Below are 19,375 nucleotides of genomic sequence, written 5' to 3'. Positions count from 1 at the left end.
TTACAAAATGTCATGATAAATCCTATTTTTGTGACAACCTTATTTATCCGCCCGGTGAACAAACCGCACTTTTATCACGAAAACATATTAAAATGTAAACGCATGCCGGTTTAATGAAAATACCCACCGGTTTATATTTTACCATAAAACACCATTATGGGTATTCAAAATAAAAACGGAGCCCTGTTCTTTGCCACCGGTATCGACAATTCCGGCCTGAAAAAGGATTCCGAAGAGGCGAAAAGGTATATTCAGGATATATCCGATTTTGCAAAAAATGCCGGTAAAACGCTTGGCGTTGCTTTCGGTGTCGGGGCGTTGAAACAATTCGGACAGGAGATTATCAATGTCCGGGGTGAAATGCAGATGCTGGAAACATCCTTCGAGGTATTGCTCGGGGGAAAAGGCGTGCCGGCATTCATGTCCGAGATAAAGCAGTTTGCCGTCGATAGCCCGCTTTCCCTTTCGGGCGTATCACAGGCGGCACAAACCCTGTTGGGTTTCAATGTTGAGGCTGAAAAGGTGATTCCTACCATCAAGCAGCTGGGTGATATCTCTATGGGTAACGAACAGCGCTTCCAATCCCTCGCACTTGCATTCGCTCAAATGTCATCGACCGGTAAGTTGATGGGCCAGGATCTACTGCAAATGATTAATGCCGGGTTCAATCCACTTTCTGTCATTTCTGAAAAAACCGGAAAATCCATTGCAGACCTCAAAAAAGAAATGGAGTCCGGAGCGATATCCTCTCAAATGGTAGCCGATGCCTTTGCATCCGCTACTGCCGAGGGTGGGAAGTTCTACGGAATGACACAAAAGCAGGCAGAGGGTATCAAAGGCTTGCAGGCGCAATTGGAGGGTGCGTGGCAGGATGTGTTCAACAACCTTGGTAAAAGCCAGGAAGATTTTATATATTCCGGTTACAAAGGCGCCATATCGCTTGTGGAGAATTATGAACAGGTCGGAAAAATATTGGCCGAGGTAGTGGTTGCCCTTGGAGTATATAAGGCCGCAATAATTTCGGTTGATTCGTACAAACAGTTTACTGCGTCCGTTAAATATACGGAAGAGGCAAAAAGCCTTGAGGCCCTATTGACGGTAGAGGAAAAGAAAAGGATATCAACCTTAAACCTTAAGTCAGGAACAGAGGAGCACGTAAAAGCTATACAGAGAGAGATCGAAATCAGGGGGCAAAACCTGAAAGCGCAAATAGCTGAAAGTGCCGCCGAATCAAACAGGCTTGCGCAAAAAAAGCTTGCCGGTAAAGAAGCAAAAATCGCCGCAAGTGAAAATGTGGCCGCAAAACAGGCTGAACTTGCAGCAATCATCGGTACCGCAGAGGCTGAGAAGACAGTAGCACTGCAAAAGAAGATGCTACTTGCATCTGAAAAACAAAGCCGTGCCGCATTGCTCGTGAATAAACTCGAAGAACAAAAGGCGGATGCTATAAGTCAGGCGCAAAGCCTAAAAGACGTAGGGGCAACAGAGGCGAAAATAGCGGCAAAGAACAGGGAAATTGCGTCTATTCATGCAAAAATAATTGCCGCCAAAGAGGAAGAAATACAGCAAGCCCGTAATGTAGTTGCATTGAGATCTGAAATTGCAGCCGTGAGCGGAAATGTATCATCAAAAAAAACAGAAGCGGCACAAAAGCGATTAAACACGGCCGTTTTGCAGGAAAATACGGTAGCCCAGAATTATAATTCAACAGTAAAGGAATTGGCGGCCGCCAAGGCAAAAACCATGACTGCCGCCCAGCAACTCGAAACCCTATCGACTAATGTAGATACCGCCTCCAAAAAAGCAAACATAACGTTCACAACGCTCCTCACGGCTGCCAAAACCAAGTTGGCGGCTGTAGCTGTAAAATTGAATGCCGTGTTGAGCGCCAACGCATTTTCTATTGCGCTTGCAGGTGCGGTTGCTTTGACGTATGGGCTATACAAACTTATCACATACCAAACTACTGCGGAAAAGCAGCAAAAGAAACTGAATGAGTCGCTCGAAACTGAAAAATTGCGGCTGGATGCATTGGTGGAGAGTTTAAAACGTGCAGAGCCGGGAACCGAAAGATACAATCAAATAAAGAAAGAAATCAACGATAATTACGGCTCTTATCTTGATAACCTAAATCTTGAAGTTGATGTATTAGGATATTCCAAGGATGCTTACTATCAGTTGACGGCGGCCATAGAAAGCAACACCCGAGCGAAACTCCGCAACCAATTCATCGATGAAAATAACCAAGAACTTGGGAAAAGCATAGGTAGCCGATACTCTTCCCTGCGTAAGCGATTAACCGGAGATCTTGGCGCTGAGCGTGGAAAGCAGGCATTTTCCGATATAAAGGCCCGTATCGAAGATGCAGCCTTGCAGGATGCCGGGGAAATCAACCGGTATATCAAAACCATCTTCGAAGAAAGTGGAAAGTCGAGTTCTTTTGCTATCTCAAAATATTATAACGATGTAAACAGTATTTTGAGTTCTAAATATCAACTGAAAGAAATTCTCGAAGAGGCGGATGATATCTTCGGAGATGCCGGAAGTGGGACTCAAAAAGCGGCCCAGGATATCAACCAGCAGGTCGAGGAAACAAAAACCAAAATAGCCGTTCTTAAAAAGGATCTGGCAGACCTACGTTCCGGCAAAACAGAGTCGACAGACTATAAAACAGATATCGAAGCAAAAGAGAAAGAGTTGAAAAGTGTAAAGGAAACGCTTGAACTCCTAACTGGTGAATCAGAAAAATTAGCCAACAAAGCGCAAAAGGACGCCCAGAAAATCGCCAACTCCACCCTCGAACTGAAACGTGCCTCCGTTGAGCGGGAATTAGCGGTCCGGCAGGCTGAATTGGATATCTCCCAGGCCCGCATCGATATGATGGAAGATGGGTTTGCAAAGCAGGAAAAGCAAATCGAACTCAACCATAATAAAGAACTGTTATCCATCCAGCGGCGTACTCAGGAATTAATCCAGGCGCAACAGGAGATCGAGCGAAAGGAATGGGAAAGAGCAGGGAGCAAGGGGGTATTCAAGCCTACAACCTTTTCGATAGGTCAATTGCCAACCGACCAACAGGGAGAACTGAATAACTGGTATGATACAGCATGGGCATCCTACCGTAGCAATCAGGCTAAAAACCAAAAGGCCCTACTCGACCAGTACCGGACCTATGAACAGCAGCGGGCCGACATAAATAAAAAATTCGATGCGGATGCAAAGGCTATAAAAGACCAGAACCTTGCTGATGAAAAAGAACGGTTGGCGGTACTTGAAAAGCTACGTAAAGAGTCCCTGAAATCAATCAATAATGCAGAGATCGCTGAAACGGAAAAGAGTTCACAATTATTTGTAAAACTATTTTCCGATGCTTCCCGGATGAGTACCGGCAGGATTAAAGAAGTTACTGCAGAGGCTAAGAAATTGGTCGATTACCTTTCCGGGGTTAACGCAACAGTGCCAGCCGGTTTTACAGAAGGCCAGCTTGAGGCAATGAAAGCCGATCCGGAAAAGATTAAAGCCATCTATGATGCACTCATTCAGAAACAGGATGAATTGGATGACCGGACCAACTATCCGTTTGCCGGCATCATCAAGGGTTTCAATAGCTGGAAAGAGGCTGCTGAAAATACGGAAAAAGCAAGCAAGGCCGCGAATGAAGAAACAAGGCGCTATTTGTTAGCCGAAGCGGATGCACAACGGGCAAAAGGTCTGGAATACATTAAAGACGGGGCAGTTGAGGCGGCCGACGGGTTATCATCCCTTGCTGATCTGATGCAAAAATTAGCTGAGGCTTCCGGCGATTCCCGTTTTTCCGAGTTCGCCAGCCAGATGGGAGCTTTGAGCGAGAACATATCAGCCGCTGCTAAGGGATTTCAGCAAGGTGGATGGATCGGCGCTATTATCGGCGGCGCCCAAAACATGATTGAGCAAACCATTGCTTCATTCGCCCAGGCAAAGGCAGAACAAAAAGAATTCGAGCAAAACCGTCTTGATTTCCTTAACGCATACAACCTGAAATTGCTCGAAGTTGATGATAAAGACTTTGATACGATATTCGGATCATCCGGATTGGAAAAAGCCCGTGAAGCGTCCAAGAATGCACAGGAAGCGCTTACTCAATATTATGAAATAATCCGTAAAACTACCAGTCCGGAGACACAAAAAGAATTCCGGAGCCTTGCAGCTGCCATATTCGGCGGTTTGCATTTCGGTAGCTGGATAGGTCTCACTAAAACGATGAGTAGTGAATCCAAGGCGCTGCTGGATGCTTACAAGAAAGGCTACACCGATATACAAGGGATGGCTATCAAAACAAAGGATTACAGCGGGTGGGCCAATTTTTGGGGCAAAAAAGACAAATACACTTCATTAAAGGATCTTGCAAAGGATCTCTGGGATGATAACGGTGAATTTAATGTGGAGGCGGCCCAGGCGTTCCTTGATACCAATACCCAGATAACGGACGAACAGCGTAAGCAGATACAGGCCATCATAGATATGAAAGGTCGATACGAAGATTTGATGGATGTCATCCGTGACGATCTTCGTGATACTTTCGGCGGGCTTGGCGATGGCTTGATGGATTCGATTGAAAATGCTATCCGTACCGGTGCGAATAAATGGGACCTATTCCGCAAATCGGGTGAAGAGGCGCTTGAAGCGCTCGGGCGAAAGATGTCATATGAATTGTTCTTCTCTAAAAAATTTGCAAAGCTTCAGGAAGACCTTGAAAAAACATACGAACTTGACAGTTCGGAGGCGGTCGCTAAACGGCAAATGGAGCTAATGGCTAACTTCTTTGACACGATCGGCACCGATATGGACAATGCCCAGAAGTGGATGGAGCAATGGCAGGCAGAGGCGGAAAAGCGGGGTTTTGAACTATGGAAAGATGAAGCCTCTACATCCGGCGTTACCGGTGAACTGAAAGCGCAAATGACCGAACAAACCGGCTCCCAATTAGTCGGGCTCTGGAATATGACGGCTATGGATATTCGGGGTATAAGGGAGTTCTTTGAAAAGAATCCTATGCCGGATATGGGCAAGGAATTGAACGCCCTTCTTAACGAATTACAGGCCATAAAGGACAATACCCGCGAAACAGCTGATAATACCGGTTATCTCGAAGAGGGGATAAAGAAGCTCGAAGAGAAATTGGATAAGATTGAAAAGAATACAAAGCCAAACACAAGTAGGATATGATCTATAAACTTGATAATACACCCCTATCCTCTTTCGGTGCAATCCCATCCCGGGGCAATCAGTTTTATGCGCTCGAGGGATTCATGAACTTACCGAGACGAATTGGCACAACTGAACACAATTGGGGAACATCTATTGAACCATTCGTTGATGCGGAAGATATTGAGTTGGACGGCCGGTCGCTTACACTCAGCGTCGCAATCAAGCGGATTAATATCGATGCGTTTAAGGCGGCAAGCGTTGTTTGTACGGAATTGTCATTCGATCATGATATGTTTCAGGTTATCCAGAAAGATGAAATAACCGTTCAGGAAGTTGGTGGTTACTGCAAAGTACTCGTTCCTTTCTGGCAGAATAATGTAGACTTAAAACCTGTCACAATTACTCCATCCGGAACAGGCGAATACCGGATTGATAATTTTAACCTGGTGAAAGATTTCGGCATACATGTCGGTCAAAGCAACAACTTACAAAATGCCGCAAAGCGTATTGATATTCAGACAACGGAATTCTATATACGGACAAATTACCGGGGGCTGAGGACTATCGATTTATCCTGTTCAATGGTCGGGGTCAACTTTACAGATATCTACTATAAAATGGCTCAATTCCATTCTCTTTTGATGTCTCCGGGGCTACGCACACTATCGATCAGGAACAACACCTTCTCCGTATATTTTAAAGACGGATTGACGGCGAATATTATAGCCGAAAACATCATTAAATTCACATTAAGGGCAACAGTGGTATGATAAAAGTATATAGAAAAATATCAGGGGTTGAAACGGAAATTTGTGAAGTTTCTGCAAAACAATCGGTGCACAAAACAGCGATCAGGGGGGTAAATGAAATTCAAATCTCCGTTACGGTTGATGAAATGCTGCCTATCCAGGAAGGTGATTATGTCAAATTGGGCGGAGTAAATTATACCCTAAACCGTGACGTTGAATATACAATCGAGTCGGATGTAAAATACAGCTATGATCTTGTTTTTGAACATCCATTCTATGTGCTTTTGAATAAATTGTACTGTAACCGGATTACAGGGGACACGACATTCACGCTTACCGGAAAATTGCGTGATTTTGTTGAATTGCTCATTTGGTGTATCAATATAACACCCGGTAATCCTGATGGTGTTGATACCGGTTGGGCAATAGGCGAAATAATCGATACCGATTACAAAAACCTCACTTTTTCAGACCTCAACGGAAAGGAAGTACTCGACAAACTGGCCGATGAATTTCAGGCTGAATATTATTTCAATAACAAGCAAATCAACTTCGTTGAACGGATCGAGCGGATTACTGACCACTCATTCCAGCAAGGAGCCGGCAAGGGCTTGTATGCCCTCGAACAGCAAAACGTCGATAAAGAGGATACCGTAACGAGGTTAATTGTCCGGGGCGGAAACCAGAACGTACCTAATGAATATGCCGACAATGAAGGATATCTAAAACTGCCTGAAAACTACCTTGAAGATTTTTCCGAACATTCTAAAGTCGTTGAAAAGAAAAAGAGGTTTGAGGAAGAGTTCCCTAAATTCGTCGGTACCGTTGCAACTGTCTCCGGCGACAATAACAAGATCCTGACTTGTCCGCAAATTGATTTTGATGTGGCAGCTGTCGCTGTAGGTGACAATGCAAGGATCAATTTCCTCACTGGCGACCTTTTGGGAGTGCCGTTCAAATTCCAATGGCAAAACTCAAATAAACAAATAACACTTATCGAGCAGGAAGATGAAACGGCGTTGGCAGGTGCAGACGGAACAAAACCGACAATCCCGAATTCGAGTAAGAAGGCAAAAGTTGGTGATGAATTCAACTTCACCGGCGTACTCATGCCTGAATCGTATGTAACGGCTTCCATTACCCGTTTGCGTAATAAGGGGAACAAGTATCTGAATTTGTTCTCAAAGAAGCGGGTTAAATTCTCCCTTGATATTGATTACCGATACATGAGGAATAAGCCGGAATTAATCATCGGCGACCTGGTTGTTATTTCTATTCCGCAAAGGAATTTCTATCAGGTTATCCGTATTACGGAGCTTGAAAAAAACCTGCATACCGGAGCAATATCCGCAACCGTCTCAAACTATCTGGAAGAGAACTGGGAGAAGTATGTCGAAAGTAAGGTCAACGACGTAAGGAATGAAATACTCGCAAAGCAGGTGAATGTTAGGAATACGCTTGAAACAATATTCCGGGATGGGATCGTAACAGAGTCTGAGTTGGCTATTATACAATCCGTACTCGATAGGCTATACATCGAGCGCGGGCAAATGAATGCCCAATACCTTGTTATTCGTGGTAATATCAATCTCATAAATAAGACGCCTCTCACAAATGCCTGGAGCGCTTATCAAACCGCATATACAAGCGTTACGGACGCAATCAGTTCTGCGATCGCTGACGGTAAAATCACCGAGGCTGAAAAAAATGATATCGACAGCAAATTAGCTGCTTATGCAACACAATTAAATGCTTTTTCGTCAGCGTTAGAACAGGCAAGGCAAGATATTGAAGATTATAAAAATCAAGCTATACTTGATGTCGCCCAAGATAATATTGATCACCTTCAACAGCAGATCGACGGTGAAGTATCGAACTGGTTTGATGCCTATTCGCCAACTTTAAGCAATTATCCCGCCTCGGACTGGACAACTGATACGGAAAAAGACAGGCATATTGGCGATACCTTCACCAACACACAGCCATCCCCCGCAGCGGATGCCGGAAAAAGTTGGCGTTTCGTAAAGAATGGATCTGTTTACAGTTGGACACAGATCGCCGACAGCGATGCCGTAAAAGCATTACAACAGGCAGCTCAGGCACAAGCTACAGCGGACGGGAAAAGCACTACCTTCCTTGTCCAGCCGTCTAATTACCATCTGGGTGACACGTGGGTATTGAATGCAGATAGAACCGTTAACGGTACCGCCTACAAGCAAGGGGAGATACTAACAGCAACACAGGATAGCACAACTTTCGTCGAGGCTCACTGGATTAAAAGGGTGAGGTATACGGATCAGGATGCGATTGATAAGACGGTGGATAATCTTCAGATCGGAGGTAGGAATTACCTGTTAAATTCCGCCAACTGGAACAATATTTTACCCAACCATTCCACGAATTGGCCGATAGCAAAGGGAGTTGAAGATGGTGTGAACTGGGTTTATGGACGGGATGCCACCGATAACCAGCATTTTATAAGCACCTACGGGCCACTGTTCAGCTCATTGGCCAATTTCAGCGTCTTATTAACCGGACAGATAACGACAAGCGTCGAGGTGATGAGTGCCGTGGCAATGGAGGTGGCGCTGGGAAGCGGAACATACCGCACCTTGACACCGAACGTATGGACGAGAATATCGAGAACCGAAAACAACCCGTCACGAATGCCCACGCTCGTGACGAAAAAGAGTGCGGATATTGCGATTGGCACAAAATTATACTATCGGAACTGGAAGGTGGAGCTTGGTGGTAAAGCCATGGACTGGTCTCCCGCACCCGAGGACGTTCAAGCTGCTATAGATGAAGCAGTAGTAAAGGCAACATACTGGTCTGTAAAAGCGAGCGCACCTGTCATTTACAAAGATGCCATCAACGCAGCAACAAGCGGAACACATACACCAGTAACCGTAAGTGGAGAGCTAAGAAGCGGAACAACAACCACTTCAGGAGGATTCATTACCGTTACGCCCAACGGTGGTGCGGAAGCAGGAACAGCTTCGGCAAGCCCTGTAACAATTGCTCCGGCAAATGGAGACGGAAAAACGAGTTACACGGTAAGGCTTTACGATACAGCAGCGAAAACAACGCTACTCGATACAATGACAATTCCCGTTGTGTTTAAAGGGGCATCTGGAGTTAATGCTATCAATGTAGTGTTGAGCAACGAGGCAGACGTTTTGCCTGCTTCACCAGAAGGAGTTGTAAGTGACTATTCAGGTTCAGGAACAATTATAAGAGTTTTCGAGGGTGCAACAGAACTGGATTATGACGGTATAGGAACGGCAAACGGGAAGTTCAACGTTACAGCTTCGGCAACAGGAATAACAGCAGGAGCAAAAAGCGAAAGCGGTCTGACATGCGTTTTTGCGAACGCCTCAAATATGACAGCCGACAATGCAACGATAACATTTACAATCATAGGAAAAACTTCGGCAGGAGCTTCATTTAGCTTAATTAAAACCCAAACTTTTGCAAAGTCGAGAACAGGACAAAAAGGCGACGCTGGCGTTTCGATAACTGGTGTTGATGTTGAATTTGCAAAGAACACAAGTCCAACAACAGCACCAACGACAGGGTGGACTACAACCGCACCGACATTATTAGAAGGTGAACAGCTTTGGACTCGTACCAAAACAGCCTATTCGAGCGGTAATCCTACTTATTCAACTCCTGCAAACATCACCCCTAAGAAAGGTGACACTGGAGCGGTAGGACAAGGGGTTGATAGCGTGACGGAGGAGTACGCTATCTCTACATCTAAAACTACACAACCTACAACAGGTTGGAGCACAACTCAACCTACATGGTCAAGTGGGATGTATATTTGGTCAAGGGTGAAGGTGGTTTATAAAAACCCCGCTTCTACTATTTACACAGGCTATGCAGTGAGCAGTGAGTGGGAAGCGGTGAATGCTTTGGAGATTGGGGGGAGGAATTTGTTATTAAACTCAAACTTTAAGACAGGTTCATATAATGGGTGGATAAGTGTTTATGGTACTCACCAGATTACCCAAGATGGGTATATAAAAACTTATACTTCGGTATCAGCAGCTGCGAGAATAGAGAAAGCTTTTACATTAAGTAAAATAGGTACATTTACGTTTAGTGTTAAAGTAAAAACCAACGTAGCTATAAGTTGGTATAATTGGGACGGTTTATCAATTCAAGATATAAAAGTAAAGCTTATTGAAGATGATTTTGAAATTCATTCAATAACTTTTACAAATACTGATGCTGGAAGTAAGATTATTAGGGGCTATCAACCTAATGCACCAATCGGAACAACCACTTTAATTGAATGGGAGAAACTCGAAAAAGGCAACAAAGCTACCGACTATTCACCAGCTCCCGAAGACGTCCAAGCCGAAATTGACACCGAAAAGACCCGTATTAACGACATCCTTTCGGACAACGTTGCAGACCCGTCAGAGAAACAGTATCTGAGCAATCTCTGGCAGGAGATCTATGCCGAATACCCACGCATCTGGGCTCAGGCAAACACCTACGCAGTCGATAAATCGAATTACGAAGCGAAATACACGGCACTTAACAATCTGCTTTCTCCCGTGCTCGCAAATTTAACCGTAAACTCAACTGTTTCAGGCGCATCTATCAGAACAGCCTTTTCAGAGTATTACGACGCAAAAACGTTTCTGCTTAACAACATCACGAACAAGGTAAATACAACCGCTGCCGATGCCCTCGAAAAAGCGAATACATCCAAAGCCATCACCGATAAATTCGGCACGACGGTGGACGGGGGGTTGATCTCGACCGTGATGATGGTTCTAAGGGAACTCAACTCTTCTTACGAAACGGCGGGAATATCAGGCATTCAGGGAGTATTACGTAATAACCCGGCATATTGGTCTGGCGGGACGTATGCACAAGCACTTGCCCTTATCCAATTCCTTTCCAAGATGTCGGCAGGAACGACACCGGGAGCAAACGAATATGCCAATCTCGCAAAGATCACGATGCTCCATAACGGAGCGGCAAAAGTGGGTGATTTCATTATCGAGGAAAGCGGCAGGATCGTGATGGTTGACCCTTCAACTGGAAAACCACGCCTTATCTTCGGGGTATTCAATATACCCACCGTTGCGAACTTGTTGAGTGAAACGCAACTCGGGCAGTCAGTGAATACCGGATCCGGGGCAGTCAATATGACAACACCACAGGTGACGCTATCCGGTTCCGTTACCGTCAGCCAGGATAATAGCACATTGACGTTCGGAGGCACATTGATGACTATTACTGTGTTCAGAGGCCCGGGGTTGGCAAGTGCGAATGTTGCGCTAAAAGTGTACCGAAACGGCATCCTCTATGCGAATATTGCCGGTGTTTCTGTATCTGTAAGTTCCGGTGAAAGTGGCTACAATGAGGTCAATACTGGCGTCAAGGTATTAACGGGAGTCCCGACCGGGACGTACACGCTGAGGGCGGAATTGACATGGACCGGTGACCCTATATCAATAGATGGCGGTGTTCCTACTTCCACCCTTGCCTGGTCATTCTCCAAAAACGTCGAGTACTTCCAGTTCGGGTTGGACGGCATGATGTCTTGGTGGCAGGACTTCCATGTCCACATGTCGAGAAACGGGGGTTTTGACGGAAGGGCTGCGGCCGATAAATGGAACACGCCGGGGGTGCTGGCAGCGGGGAGTTCAACGTCGGGGGGAGTTCAGAGTAATGTTTGGGGTGCGAAATCGAACGCCGGAGGGATTACAATTATCTCTGGAGGGTTTAGAGTTCCATTATCGAATATGAGCCATAACAAATACGTTGTTCAAATAACCCCGCATACAAACACTACTTTTAGGGTCGGAACAAAAACAAACGCAAATTTTGAAATATTTGGTACAGGAGGGTTTGACTATGTTGTTATAGGCAACAATTATAATACATAAAAAAGCCGGACGTTTGCCCGGCTTAAAAGAGTTCTTTGAAATATTCTATTCTGAAATCGGAAGGAAGGTAAACGCTTCGTTGAATAATCTATACACTTCCGTATAATTTTCGTCGTTGTAGGCAGCTTCTATAAGCAATCTGGCTGAATTGATAACGTCATCAGGAACGTAAGCGATTGTATCTCCGTCGATATTCGTAATGACCACATTTTTAGAGTGTGTAAAATCACGAATATATTTACCTTGTGCATTAATAACATCGATCCCGAGCATCAGCAAGGCTGGCGTATCGAAGTCTTTCATTGTTTCCTCGTTGAACATGCGTGCACCACTTCTCATTTCCCCCACATCTTGATCGTCGAAGTATCGTGTTTGAAGTTTTAAAGAAACAGCTTGTTGTACAACTTCCAGCCCGTTCAATCCGGGAACGGTCGCTTTCAGTTGTACACCCTTTGCGGGTTTGATAAGGATCATTGCATTCGGGTCAAGTTTCCCCTTATCGGTAACAGGATCTTTCTCGCAGCTCGTGAGTAGTGCAAGCGCAAAAAGTAAGAATAGAATTTTTTTCATAAGGCATATAATTTTAACTAATACAAAAATATATAATAAAATGATAAGAATGAACTTGTCAATCTAAAATATAAAAAAATACCGCTTTGAGGGTATTAATGAAAAACACACCTCCTTTATATTTTATCGTAAACGGCACAATATGACCATCGATGAAATATTAGCATTAGAGGACTTTAAAAAGGCGGTTGATATACTTACAACCGACAGCAATAAAGATCGGAACCGGCAGGAGTATGTTGACGAATATAAAGGCAAACGTGACCGGCGGGAAAAGGGGGTTGACAAGCGTGAAGATAAATTCGTCGATGTATATTCTGAGACGATAGTCGACAAAAACGGCGATCCCGTGAAGGTCGGCCAGAAGTTGATTCCTGTCGCCCGGGTCAAAACCAATATCCCGAAACGTATCGTCCGTATCGCTGCAGCATTCCTCTTTGGTGGGAATATGAACGTGACCTTTGCCGATGAGAACGATGCAGCTTCATATTTCGAAGAGGTTTTTGCGGAAAGCCTTAAAATGAAATCCGTGCTGAACAAGTTTACCCGGACTGTAATGAGTGAAACGAAATCCGCCCTTGTGTTTTATCCCCGTCCATCGGAAGTTGACGGTGAAAAGAAAATCGTTATCAAGGTGAAGATCCTTTCGCTCAAAAACGGTGATTTCTGGCCCCATTTCGATGATTACGACGATATGGATGCATTCATCCGGAAATACCGTACGGTTCACACAGACGGTCAGGAAAGGGACTTCCTGTGGATTCAGACAGCCGCAAAGGAAATGACATACGTGGATGTGTCCGGGGAATGGGTTGAAGTGAAGAATATCCCCAACCTTGCAAAGAAGATCACGGTCGTGTATGCCGAACAGGACGATCCGGAATGGGATGATGGCGCTGTATCGATGGACTATTACGAGAACCGGTTATCTCGTATGGTGGACACGAACGATTACTTTGGTGATCCTATCTTGAAAAATTACGGTGAAAGTGCTCTACCCTCGAAGAACACGGTAGGCAAACAGTTGTCATACCCGATCAAGGTAGATGGCGAGGGGAGGGAGTATCATGGAGATGCCGAGTACCTGGTTTGGGATCAATCAATAGACAGCATCAAATTAGAACTTGAAACACTTCGAAATGAAATCTATTCCGGTACCTCAACACCTGATCTCTCATTCGAGAACATGAAAAGCATTGGAGCTCTTTCAGGGTCGGCTATAGAGTTAATGTTCGTCGAAACATTCATTAAGGCAGCCGAAAAGATGGAGATATTCGGCCCTGTCGTGCAGCGTTGTATTTCTATTGTTAAGGCCCTTATGTCGAATGTTACGGAAACAAAGCACAAAGAGGGCTTGAAGAAGGCGAAACCGAAAGTAACATTTGACAGCATATTGCCGGATGATTTGAAAGAAAAAATTGAAATGCTTGTGAGCGCCAATGGAGGTAAACCGATCAACAGCCAGGAAACAATCGTATCAAATTCTCCATTCACAAGGAATCTTCCGGAGGAATTATCACGGTTGAAAAAAGAAGCCGATGAGGAAAGCGCCAGAATGCCACTAACGGGACTTTCTATATAAGCCATGCCTACCCTATTGTCATTTCACGATCAGCAGCATATCACCCGCATGTTCGTACAGGAACAGCGGGTAAATATGATATTTAACCAATTCGTTTCCGCTATTGCCCCTGAAATGCGTAAGTGGAAAGATGCCGGCAACAAAAACAGCGTGTGGGTGCGTAATCCGGGCGTTGAAAAAGCAATAGACCGGTACCTCATCCAACTTCAATCCAACCTCGAAAATGAAATCAAATCCGGACAAACGAAAGCGTGGGAGGAGGCTGTCATCAAAAATGACAAGATGGTCGAAGGTTATATCAAAGGGATGTCGCTTTCATCCATCGTCAAAGAGGGAATGTTCAAACGTAACCTCGACGCCCTCGAACTACTTCAAAACCGTACGGAAAACGGGTTAAATCTCTCTCAAAGGGTGTGGAACATCACCAGCCAGACGAAAGGGAATATTGAACTATTCCTTGAAAGCGGCATTGGTTCCGGCCGGAGCGCTGATGCAATAAGCCGGGATTTCCGCCAATTACTGAATAATCCGGATAAACGTTTCCGGCGTGTCAGGGATAAAGACGGAAAACTCGTTCCATCCCAACCGATGAAAGATTACCATCCGGGCCGGGGTGTATATAAAAGCGCGAAAATGAACGCCATCCGTGTATCAGCTACTGAAACCAATATGGGTTACCGGATGAGTGACTGTGAACGATGGAAGCAGCTTGATTTTGTGCTGGGATTTGAAGTGAAGCGCTCCCGCAACGGGCATCCGTGCGCGATATGCGATGCAATGACAGGGAAATATCCAAAGGACTTTGTGTTTTCAGCCTTTCATCCATTTTGCATATGTATAGCCGTGCCGATTGTAATGGATCATGATGATTTCGCCGATTATCTACTGTTTGATACTGTGCCGGTTGATAAGTATATTCAGGATATACCATCCAGCGCAAGAAAATTCATAACGGATCAACCTGGATATGTTGGCAATTCTTATTTCGGCAAACTGAACCAGTCCTTTTTCAATGGGGCAAGAAAGGGAATTAATCCGAATAAATCTGAATTACCCAAATCGGATATATGGGAGAAAAATACGATACCGGCAGCTTACACAGAATTAACAGAAAAAATAGTCAAAGTAGAAGACGAAATACGGAAAAATGCGGATTTTGAAACAGCTGTCGTTTTTGACAAAGACGGGAAGATTATAATCGACAAACGAGGGCAGGCTACCAGTGTGAGTTTTACGGAAGGTGAGGCGAAGATGATGAAAGATTGCATATTGACACACAATCATCCAAGGGGATGGGCTGCAAAAGAGGGCACAATGGGGGGGATCGGACATTCTTTCAGTCCTCAAGACATATACCTCGCCATAGGTCAGGATGTGGCTGAAATACGTGCAGTGACACCCACATATACTTTCTCTTTAAAAAGGCCAAAAGGTGGATGGAATGTAGGGATGGTCGCATTGAACTACTCTGCAGCACATATGAGGGTTCAAACTAAAATGCAAAATATAATTGATAAGGCAAAAACAGAGGCGGTTAAGAAACAGCGGATACAGAGGGCCGAAATATTGCATCATCACCTCGTTATGAAAGACTTTGCAAAAAAATACGGATTAGGATATTCAAAAATTAAATCTTCGAAATAAATACGGTGTTTCCTTTTTGTTCAGGATCTATCTTTGTATGCTCAGCATCCCCTGACAAATATTTAACAGGGATTCCATTAGGAAAAGCCTTGCACGCCATCCCTACCATGTCGAAATGTTGACATTGGGCACATTTAGAGCCGTACGAAAAATATTCGTGCCGGTCATCTATCAGATACATCCGCTCTTTAAAATAGGGTTCATCTGAAACATATAATCCTCCGTCCATGATATCCCCTATGTATTCCATGTCGGATGTATCCATATTCTCAATGCCTGGATACACGGTGATAAGTGTTTTATTTTCCCTTACACACTTTTCAATGAGATCACAGGCCTTTTCCATGTCCATCAACGCGTACGGCAATAAAGCCACAACGCTCCGGTAATTTTCATCCGGATGTTCGTGGGTAAAATAGTAAAAAAGATCTTCACCTCTTAATTTTTGAATATCTTGCCTTTTCATTTTCTTTTAAAATATAAGCAAAAGTAAAACTATTCTTCAAGTATTTAAAATTTTCAATATACAGGAAGGCAGGCGAGATCACCAGCCTTCCTGTTAATACAAATCATTTATCCTCTTCAAACCTGAGTGTTAACTTCACGCCATCATGGATGATAATTATCCGTGCGGACATATCTGTTTGATTGGTATGGCAAAGTACCTTTTGTCCGTCACTAACCCAATTGTCAAGAAGGCGATTCAGTGAATTTTTTAGTTTCGATTTTGAAACTTTCCTGGCAAACGGTATACATGACTTCACCGTCATTGTTATCATAAATATTACCGAAGGTGATTTCTTTCGTGACAAATGGGTAATCTTTTTCGCTTTTCATAACTTGCCTCCTTTCCTCAAAGAATGAAGGAATGCACGCCCTTTTTCAGTCCACGTGGTAATTGTGTTTGTGCAATCATCCCCATTGCTGTTTTTGTAATGATGGGTCCGGGTTTTCGTGTAATCTCTTCCTGCATACTTTGCGGTAAGGTAATAACGCCCGCTTTGGCGAAACATAATACCCCTGGTTACGAGTAGGCTTACGAATACGTTCGTACTGCGGAAATTCAACTCTTTTGCCATCGCCGTCATGGTATAATCATTCACACTCTGTAGAACATTGTCCGTATATTCCGCTTTTGGAGCAAGTTCTTTGATTTTCTCCTGTTGCAGCTGCGTCTGCCCTTCCAGTATTTGTACGCGCTGTTTGTGGGCATCCAATCGGCGTTGAAGGATAAGCATGGCATTGGCGATTGTTTCATCGTCATTATTAACAGTAGCAACACCGGTAGTCAGTAGTTCCTTTATCTGGTCGTTGGTCCAGATAGCGAATGCCGGGGAGAGCCAGCGGGCAAATTCAAGGGCAACGTCTTGATGGAACCATGTGCCTTGCATGCGAAAATTACCTCCTTTGATAACTCTCACTAAATCAGCCGAAGTGATTTTTCTCACTTCGCTAAGTGCTTCAATGTAATCTTTGGCTGATTGAGTGTTAAGCCAGTCTATCGGACGTTTGCCAAATGTTTTTGCCATTTGCGTGGCATTTACCATCACTCTATTACCCCTGAAAAAGGTGATGTTAGTCCCTTCATAGGTTAAAACGATACTCGTTTCGTGAGCTGACGTACTGGATTGCATCATATCGACTGCGACATCCAATAAATCGGTTTTGTTTAGCATAAACAATTTAAAATAAAGAGGTAGCGCCTGTCCCGCTGCTAAACAAAACCATTGGGTTTTAATTTTCGGGCGCATTAACGCTCCGAACGGGGGTGCACTACCAGTTATAAGTTTTTTTAATAACTATTTAAAACATACAAGCATAAAAAAAGCCCTTACTTCACAGCGGGCGGCTTGCACCCAATAATTTTGTTTAGCATTGCAAATATGGAGATAATTTTTTAATCCACAAAAGGAAAATGATTATTTTTGCAAAAATTCATACAGCTATGGGTATTTACGTTGTAGTAGTTTTTGTCTCGCTTATTGTAATAGTCTATGCTTTATCGCTTCAATCTAAGCGTAGGAGTAAACCTCAACATGATAAATTTATTGATGAAGACACGAAAAAATTAATAAGGGAAACAAAAAAACTGGTTGAGAAAGATTCCATTTTTCTTACTCTTGACCAAATAAATGAATACAGGGATGTTATTGATGAAGATTTAATGAGATTCTATATTGATCAACACTCTTTGGATAAAGATAAGCTTTTACCTGTCGATGTTGATCTGCTTGAAATCTGGAAAGAAGAGAAGGAAGACCATGGCTTATCAGGTAATTGATGGTGTATGTAACGATCACAGTTTATTCTGTAAAGCATTTATTTCAGCTATCCACTCATTGGTATTTTCGGTTTGCTTTAAAGAGTTTATGCATTCGGACAATAATATCAGCGTTTTTTCTTTATGGCTCTCTTTCGCTTTATCTGTTTTTAGCGTTGCAATCTTTGATTTATGCGTTTTGAAAGTATTTTCCGCTATTCTGTGTATGTGATAATTGGCATGTTCTTTCAGTTCATCCGCAAAGTTGCCTTTTGATTCAAAATAAAGTGGAACGCCATTGGATATTTGTTCTCTGATCCAAAAATAATGTTCGAGCGCAATGTCATAGCGGCCAATCAATGTTTCAAGACTTTTAGTTGTTTGGATTAAATTCACACTATCCTCCAATATTCTTTTATGGGATGGAAATTCATATTTGGCGATAGCCTCTTTTGTTTTTCTGTCATAGGTGCTTTTTACATTATTACCCGAAATTCTGTTGATTGATTGGCGATCCGGCACTTTTTCATCCAATAAATAATCCGCAAACTCTTCATGACTTAATTTAGTTAACTCTTCCGGCGTTAATTTTTGGGGTTTGCTGGTATAAGTATCTCCATTATTTCTTGATTTTTTGAACATTGAGTTTATTAGAAACACAAACAGAAAGAATAATATCACGAAAAATACCCACATGGTGATTTGTTTTAAAATAGTTATTCCGCAAAGATAATTATTCCCGTCCGAAAAACACAATCCCTTTATATTTTAAAGGAAAAAGTTTATGACGATCTTAGAATTAATCACTGCTCAATGTGGCGTTCAGGGGGTTGACAAGAAATATGCCGCACGTATCGAGAAGATCTTCGGTATCACGGAAGAAAAAGACGGCAATATCATCGCCGCCGTGAAAAACTTCAAGGAAAATGTTCTGCCATCCATTCAGGAGGCCGAAAATTCTGGCAAAAAGTCCGTTGAGGAATATGAGAAAAAACACGGCCTGAAAGATGGAAAGCCTGTAGAAACAAAAAAAGATGATGAGCCGGGTAAGGTCGAAATACCTGATAATCTCGATCCGTCTGTAAAAGCGATGATTGAAGCGCAAAACAAATCTATCGAGACCCTCACAGGGCTTGTTTCAGGCATGGTAAAATCTCAAAAGAATGTGTCGGTGCTCGAAACCGTGAAGTCGAAACTGAAAGGTAAAATCGATGATAAGTTCATCGAAAAGGTAGCTGCAAAGGTGAATCTCGACGCTGAAGATATCGATGCCGAGATAGAAGCACAAGTCTCTGAGTTCAACGAGTTGAGGCAATCCATCATCGACGAGCATGTGGGTGAAAACTACATACCGAGCGGGGGCAAGTCTGCTGGTGATCGATCCGTTGAGGACTGGAAAAAACTTATGGACACCAGCGATACAGCCGATACCGGAGTTGTGGACCTGGGTTTAGGAAAGTAACCATTAATA

12 protein-coding genes are annotated in these 19,375 nt (G+C 43.7%); 7 read left to right on the top strand and 5 right to left on the bottom strand.

The window, feature by feature from the left end; translation table 11 throughout:
- Positions 1–156: 156 nt before the first annotated feature.
- From F597_RS0115000 to F597_RS21760, 3 genes are read left to right on the top strand one after another with little or no spacing between them, the layout of a single operon-like run.
- Positions 157–5,205, top strand: coding sequence for a tape measure protein (locus tag F597_RS0115000; protein ID WP_019540578.1), 5,049 nt, complete (start codon positions 157–159; stop codon positions 5,203–5,205).
- A complete protein-coding gene (locus F597_RS0114995) occupies positions 5,202–5,957 on the top strand; it encodes a hypothetical protein (protein WP_019540577.1) in 756 nt (251 codons plus the stop codon). The genes F597_RS0115000 and F597_RS0114995 overlap by 4 nt, the downstream gene beginning before the upstream one ends.
- Entirely contained in the window at positions 5,954–11,848 is a 5,895-nt protein-coding gene (locus F597_RS21760) for a hypothetical protein (protein WP_019540576.1), read from the top strand. Before F597_RS0114995 ends, F597_RS21760 begins: the two co-directional genes overlap by 4 nt.
- A 45-nt stretch (positions 11,849–11,893) precedes the next feature.
- Here F597_RS21760 and F597_RS0114985 read toward each other — a convergent pair whose 3' ends face one another.
- Positions 11,894–12,418, bottom strand: coding sequence for a lipoprotein (locus F597_RS0114985; protein ID WP_019540575.1), 525 nt, complete (start codon positions 12,416–12,418; stop codon positions 11,894–11,896).
- A gap of 142 nt (positions 12,419–12,560) precedes the next feature.
- On the opposite strand from F597_RS0114985, the gene F597_RS0114980 reads away from it, so the two are divergent.
- Together F597_RS0114980 and F597_RS21755 are read left to right on the top strand one after the other, a co-directional pair.
- Positions 12,561–14,000 (top strand): phage portal protein, encoded by a 1,440-nt coding sequence (locus tag F597_RS0114980; RefSeq protein WP_019540574.1) that lies wholly within the window; start codon positions 12,561–12,563, stop codon positions 13,998–14,000.
- A 3-nt stretch (positions 14,001–14,003) separates the two neighbouring features.
- The gene (locus F597_RS21755; RefSeq protein ID WP_157279171.1) at positions 14,004–15,644 is read left to right on the top strand and encodes a hypothetical protein; all 1,641 of its coding nucleotides are present in this window, start codon (positions 14,004–14,006) and stop codon (positions 15,642–15,644) included.
- On the opposite strand, the gene F597_RS22715 is transcribed toward F597_RS21755, so the two are convergent.
- From F597_RS22715 to F597_RS0114960, 3 genes are all read right to left on the bottom strand, one after another.
- The gene (locus tag F597_RS22715; RefSeq protein WP_019540572.1) at positions 15,628–16,110 is read right to left on the bottom strand and encodes a hypothetical protein; all 483 of its coding nucleotides are present in this window, start codon (positions 16,108–16,110) and stop codon (positions 15,628–15,630) included. The genes F597_RS21755 and F597_RS22715 overlap by 17 nt on opposite strands.
- 103 nt (positions 16,111–16,213) lie before the next feature.
- The gene (locus F597_RS22450) at positions 16,214–16,456 is read right to left on the bottom strand and encodes a hypothetical protein (protein ID WP_157279169.1); all 243 of its coding nucleotides are present in this window, start codon (positions 16,454–16,456) and stop codon (positions 16,214–16,216) included.
- Positions 16,457–16,477: 21 nt separating this feature from the next.
- Entirely contained in the window at positions 16,478–17,320 is an 843-nt protein-coding gene (locus F597_RS0114960; protein WP_221406108.1) for a phage antirepressor KilAC domain-containing protein, read from the bottom strand.
- Positions 17,321–17,559: 239 nt separating this feature from the next.
- Here F597_RS0114960 and F597_RS0114955 point away from each other — a divergent pair, with 239 nt between their 5' ends.
- Positions 17,560–17,925: a hypothetical protein gene (locus F597_RS0114955; RefSeq protein WP_019540569.1), complete on the top strand. Its 366-nt coding sequence runs from the start codon at positions 17,560–17,562 to the stop codon at positions 17,923–17,925.
- A 15-nt stretch (positions 17,926–17,940) separates the two neighbouring features.
- Here F597_RS0114955 and F597_RS0114950 read toward each other — a convergent pair whose 3' ends face one another.
- Positions 17,941–18,546, bottom strand: a complete 606-nt coding sequence (locus F597_RS0114950; RefSeq protein ID WP_157279167.1) for a hypothetical protein — start codon at positions 18,544–18,546, stop codon at positions 17,941–17,943.
- 142 nt (positions 18,547–18,688) lie between these two features.
- Between F597_RS0114950 and F597_RS21750 the strand changes: the two genes are divergently transcribed.
- Positions 18,689–19,366 carry a hypothetical protein gene (locus F597_RS21750; protein ID WP_019540567.1) on the top strand — a complete coding sequence of 226 codons (678 nt, stop codon included), beginning with the start codon at positions 18,689–18,691 and terminating at the stop codon, positions 19,364–19,366.
- The last annotated feature ends 9 nt before the right edge of the window (positions 19,367–19,375 follow it).

It is taken from the genome of Proteiniphilum acetatigenes DSM 18083 (assembly GCF_000380985.1).
Taxonomy (GTDB): domain Bacteria; phylum Bacteroidota; class Bacteroidia; order Bacteroidales; family Dysgonomonadaceae; genus Proteiniphilum; species Proteiniphilum acetatigenes.
Note: the sequence above shows the minus strand (reverse complement) of the source record. Positions and strands in the feature narration are given on the sequence as shown.

Bases quoted from the DNA above. Each gene is read 5' to 3' on its own strand.
- F597_RS0115000 (WP_019540578.1), top strand. From the start codon at position 157: ATGGGTATTCAAAATAAAAACGGAGCCCTGTTCTTTGCCACCGGTATC.
- F597_RS0114995 (WP_019540577.1), top strand. From the start codon at position 5,202: ATGATCTATAAACTTGATAATACACCCCTATCCTCTTTCGGTGCAATC.
- F597_RS21760 (WP_019540576.1), top strand. From the start codon at position 5,954: ATGATAAAAGTATATAGAAAAATATCAGGGGTTGAAACGGAAATTTGT.
- F597_RS0114985 (WP_019540575.1), bottom strand. From the start codon at position 12,418: ATGAAAAAAATTCTATTCTTACTTTTTGCGCTTGCACTACTCACGAGC.
- F597_RS0114980 (WP_019540574.1), top strand. From the start codon at position 12,561: ATGACCATCGATGAAATATTAGCATTAGAGGACTTTAAAAAGGCGGTT.
- F597_RS21755 (WP_157279171.1), top strand. From the start codon at position 14,004: ATGCCTACCCTATTGTCATTTCACGATCAGCAGCATATCACCCGCATG.
- F597_RS22715 (WP_019540572.1), bottom strand. From the start codon at position 16,110: ATGAAAAGGCAAGATATTCAAAAATTAAGAGGTGAAGATCTTTTTTAC.
- F597_RS0114960 (WP_221406108.1), bottom strand. From the start codon at position 17,320: ATGCTAAACAAAACCGATTTATTGGATGTCGCAGTCGATATGATGCAA.
- F597_RS0114955 (WP_019540569.1), top strand. From the start codon at position 17,560: ATGATTATTTTTGCAAAAATTCATACAGCTATGGGTATTTACGTTGTA.
- F597_RS0114950 (WP_157279167.1), bottom strand. From the start codon at position 18,546: ATGTTCAAAAAATCAAGAAATAATGGAGATACTTATACCAGCAAACCC.
- F597_RS21750 (WP_019540567.1), top strand. From the start codon at position 18,689: ATGACGATCTTAGAATTAATCACTGCTCAATGTGGCGTTCAGGGGGTT.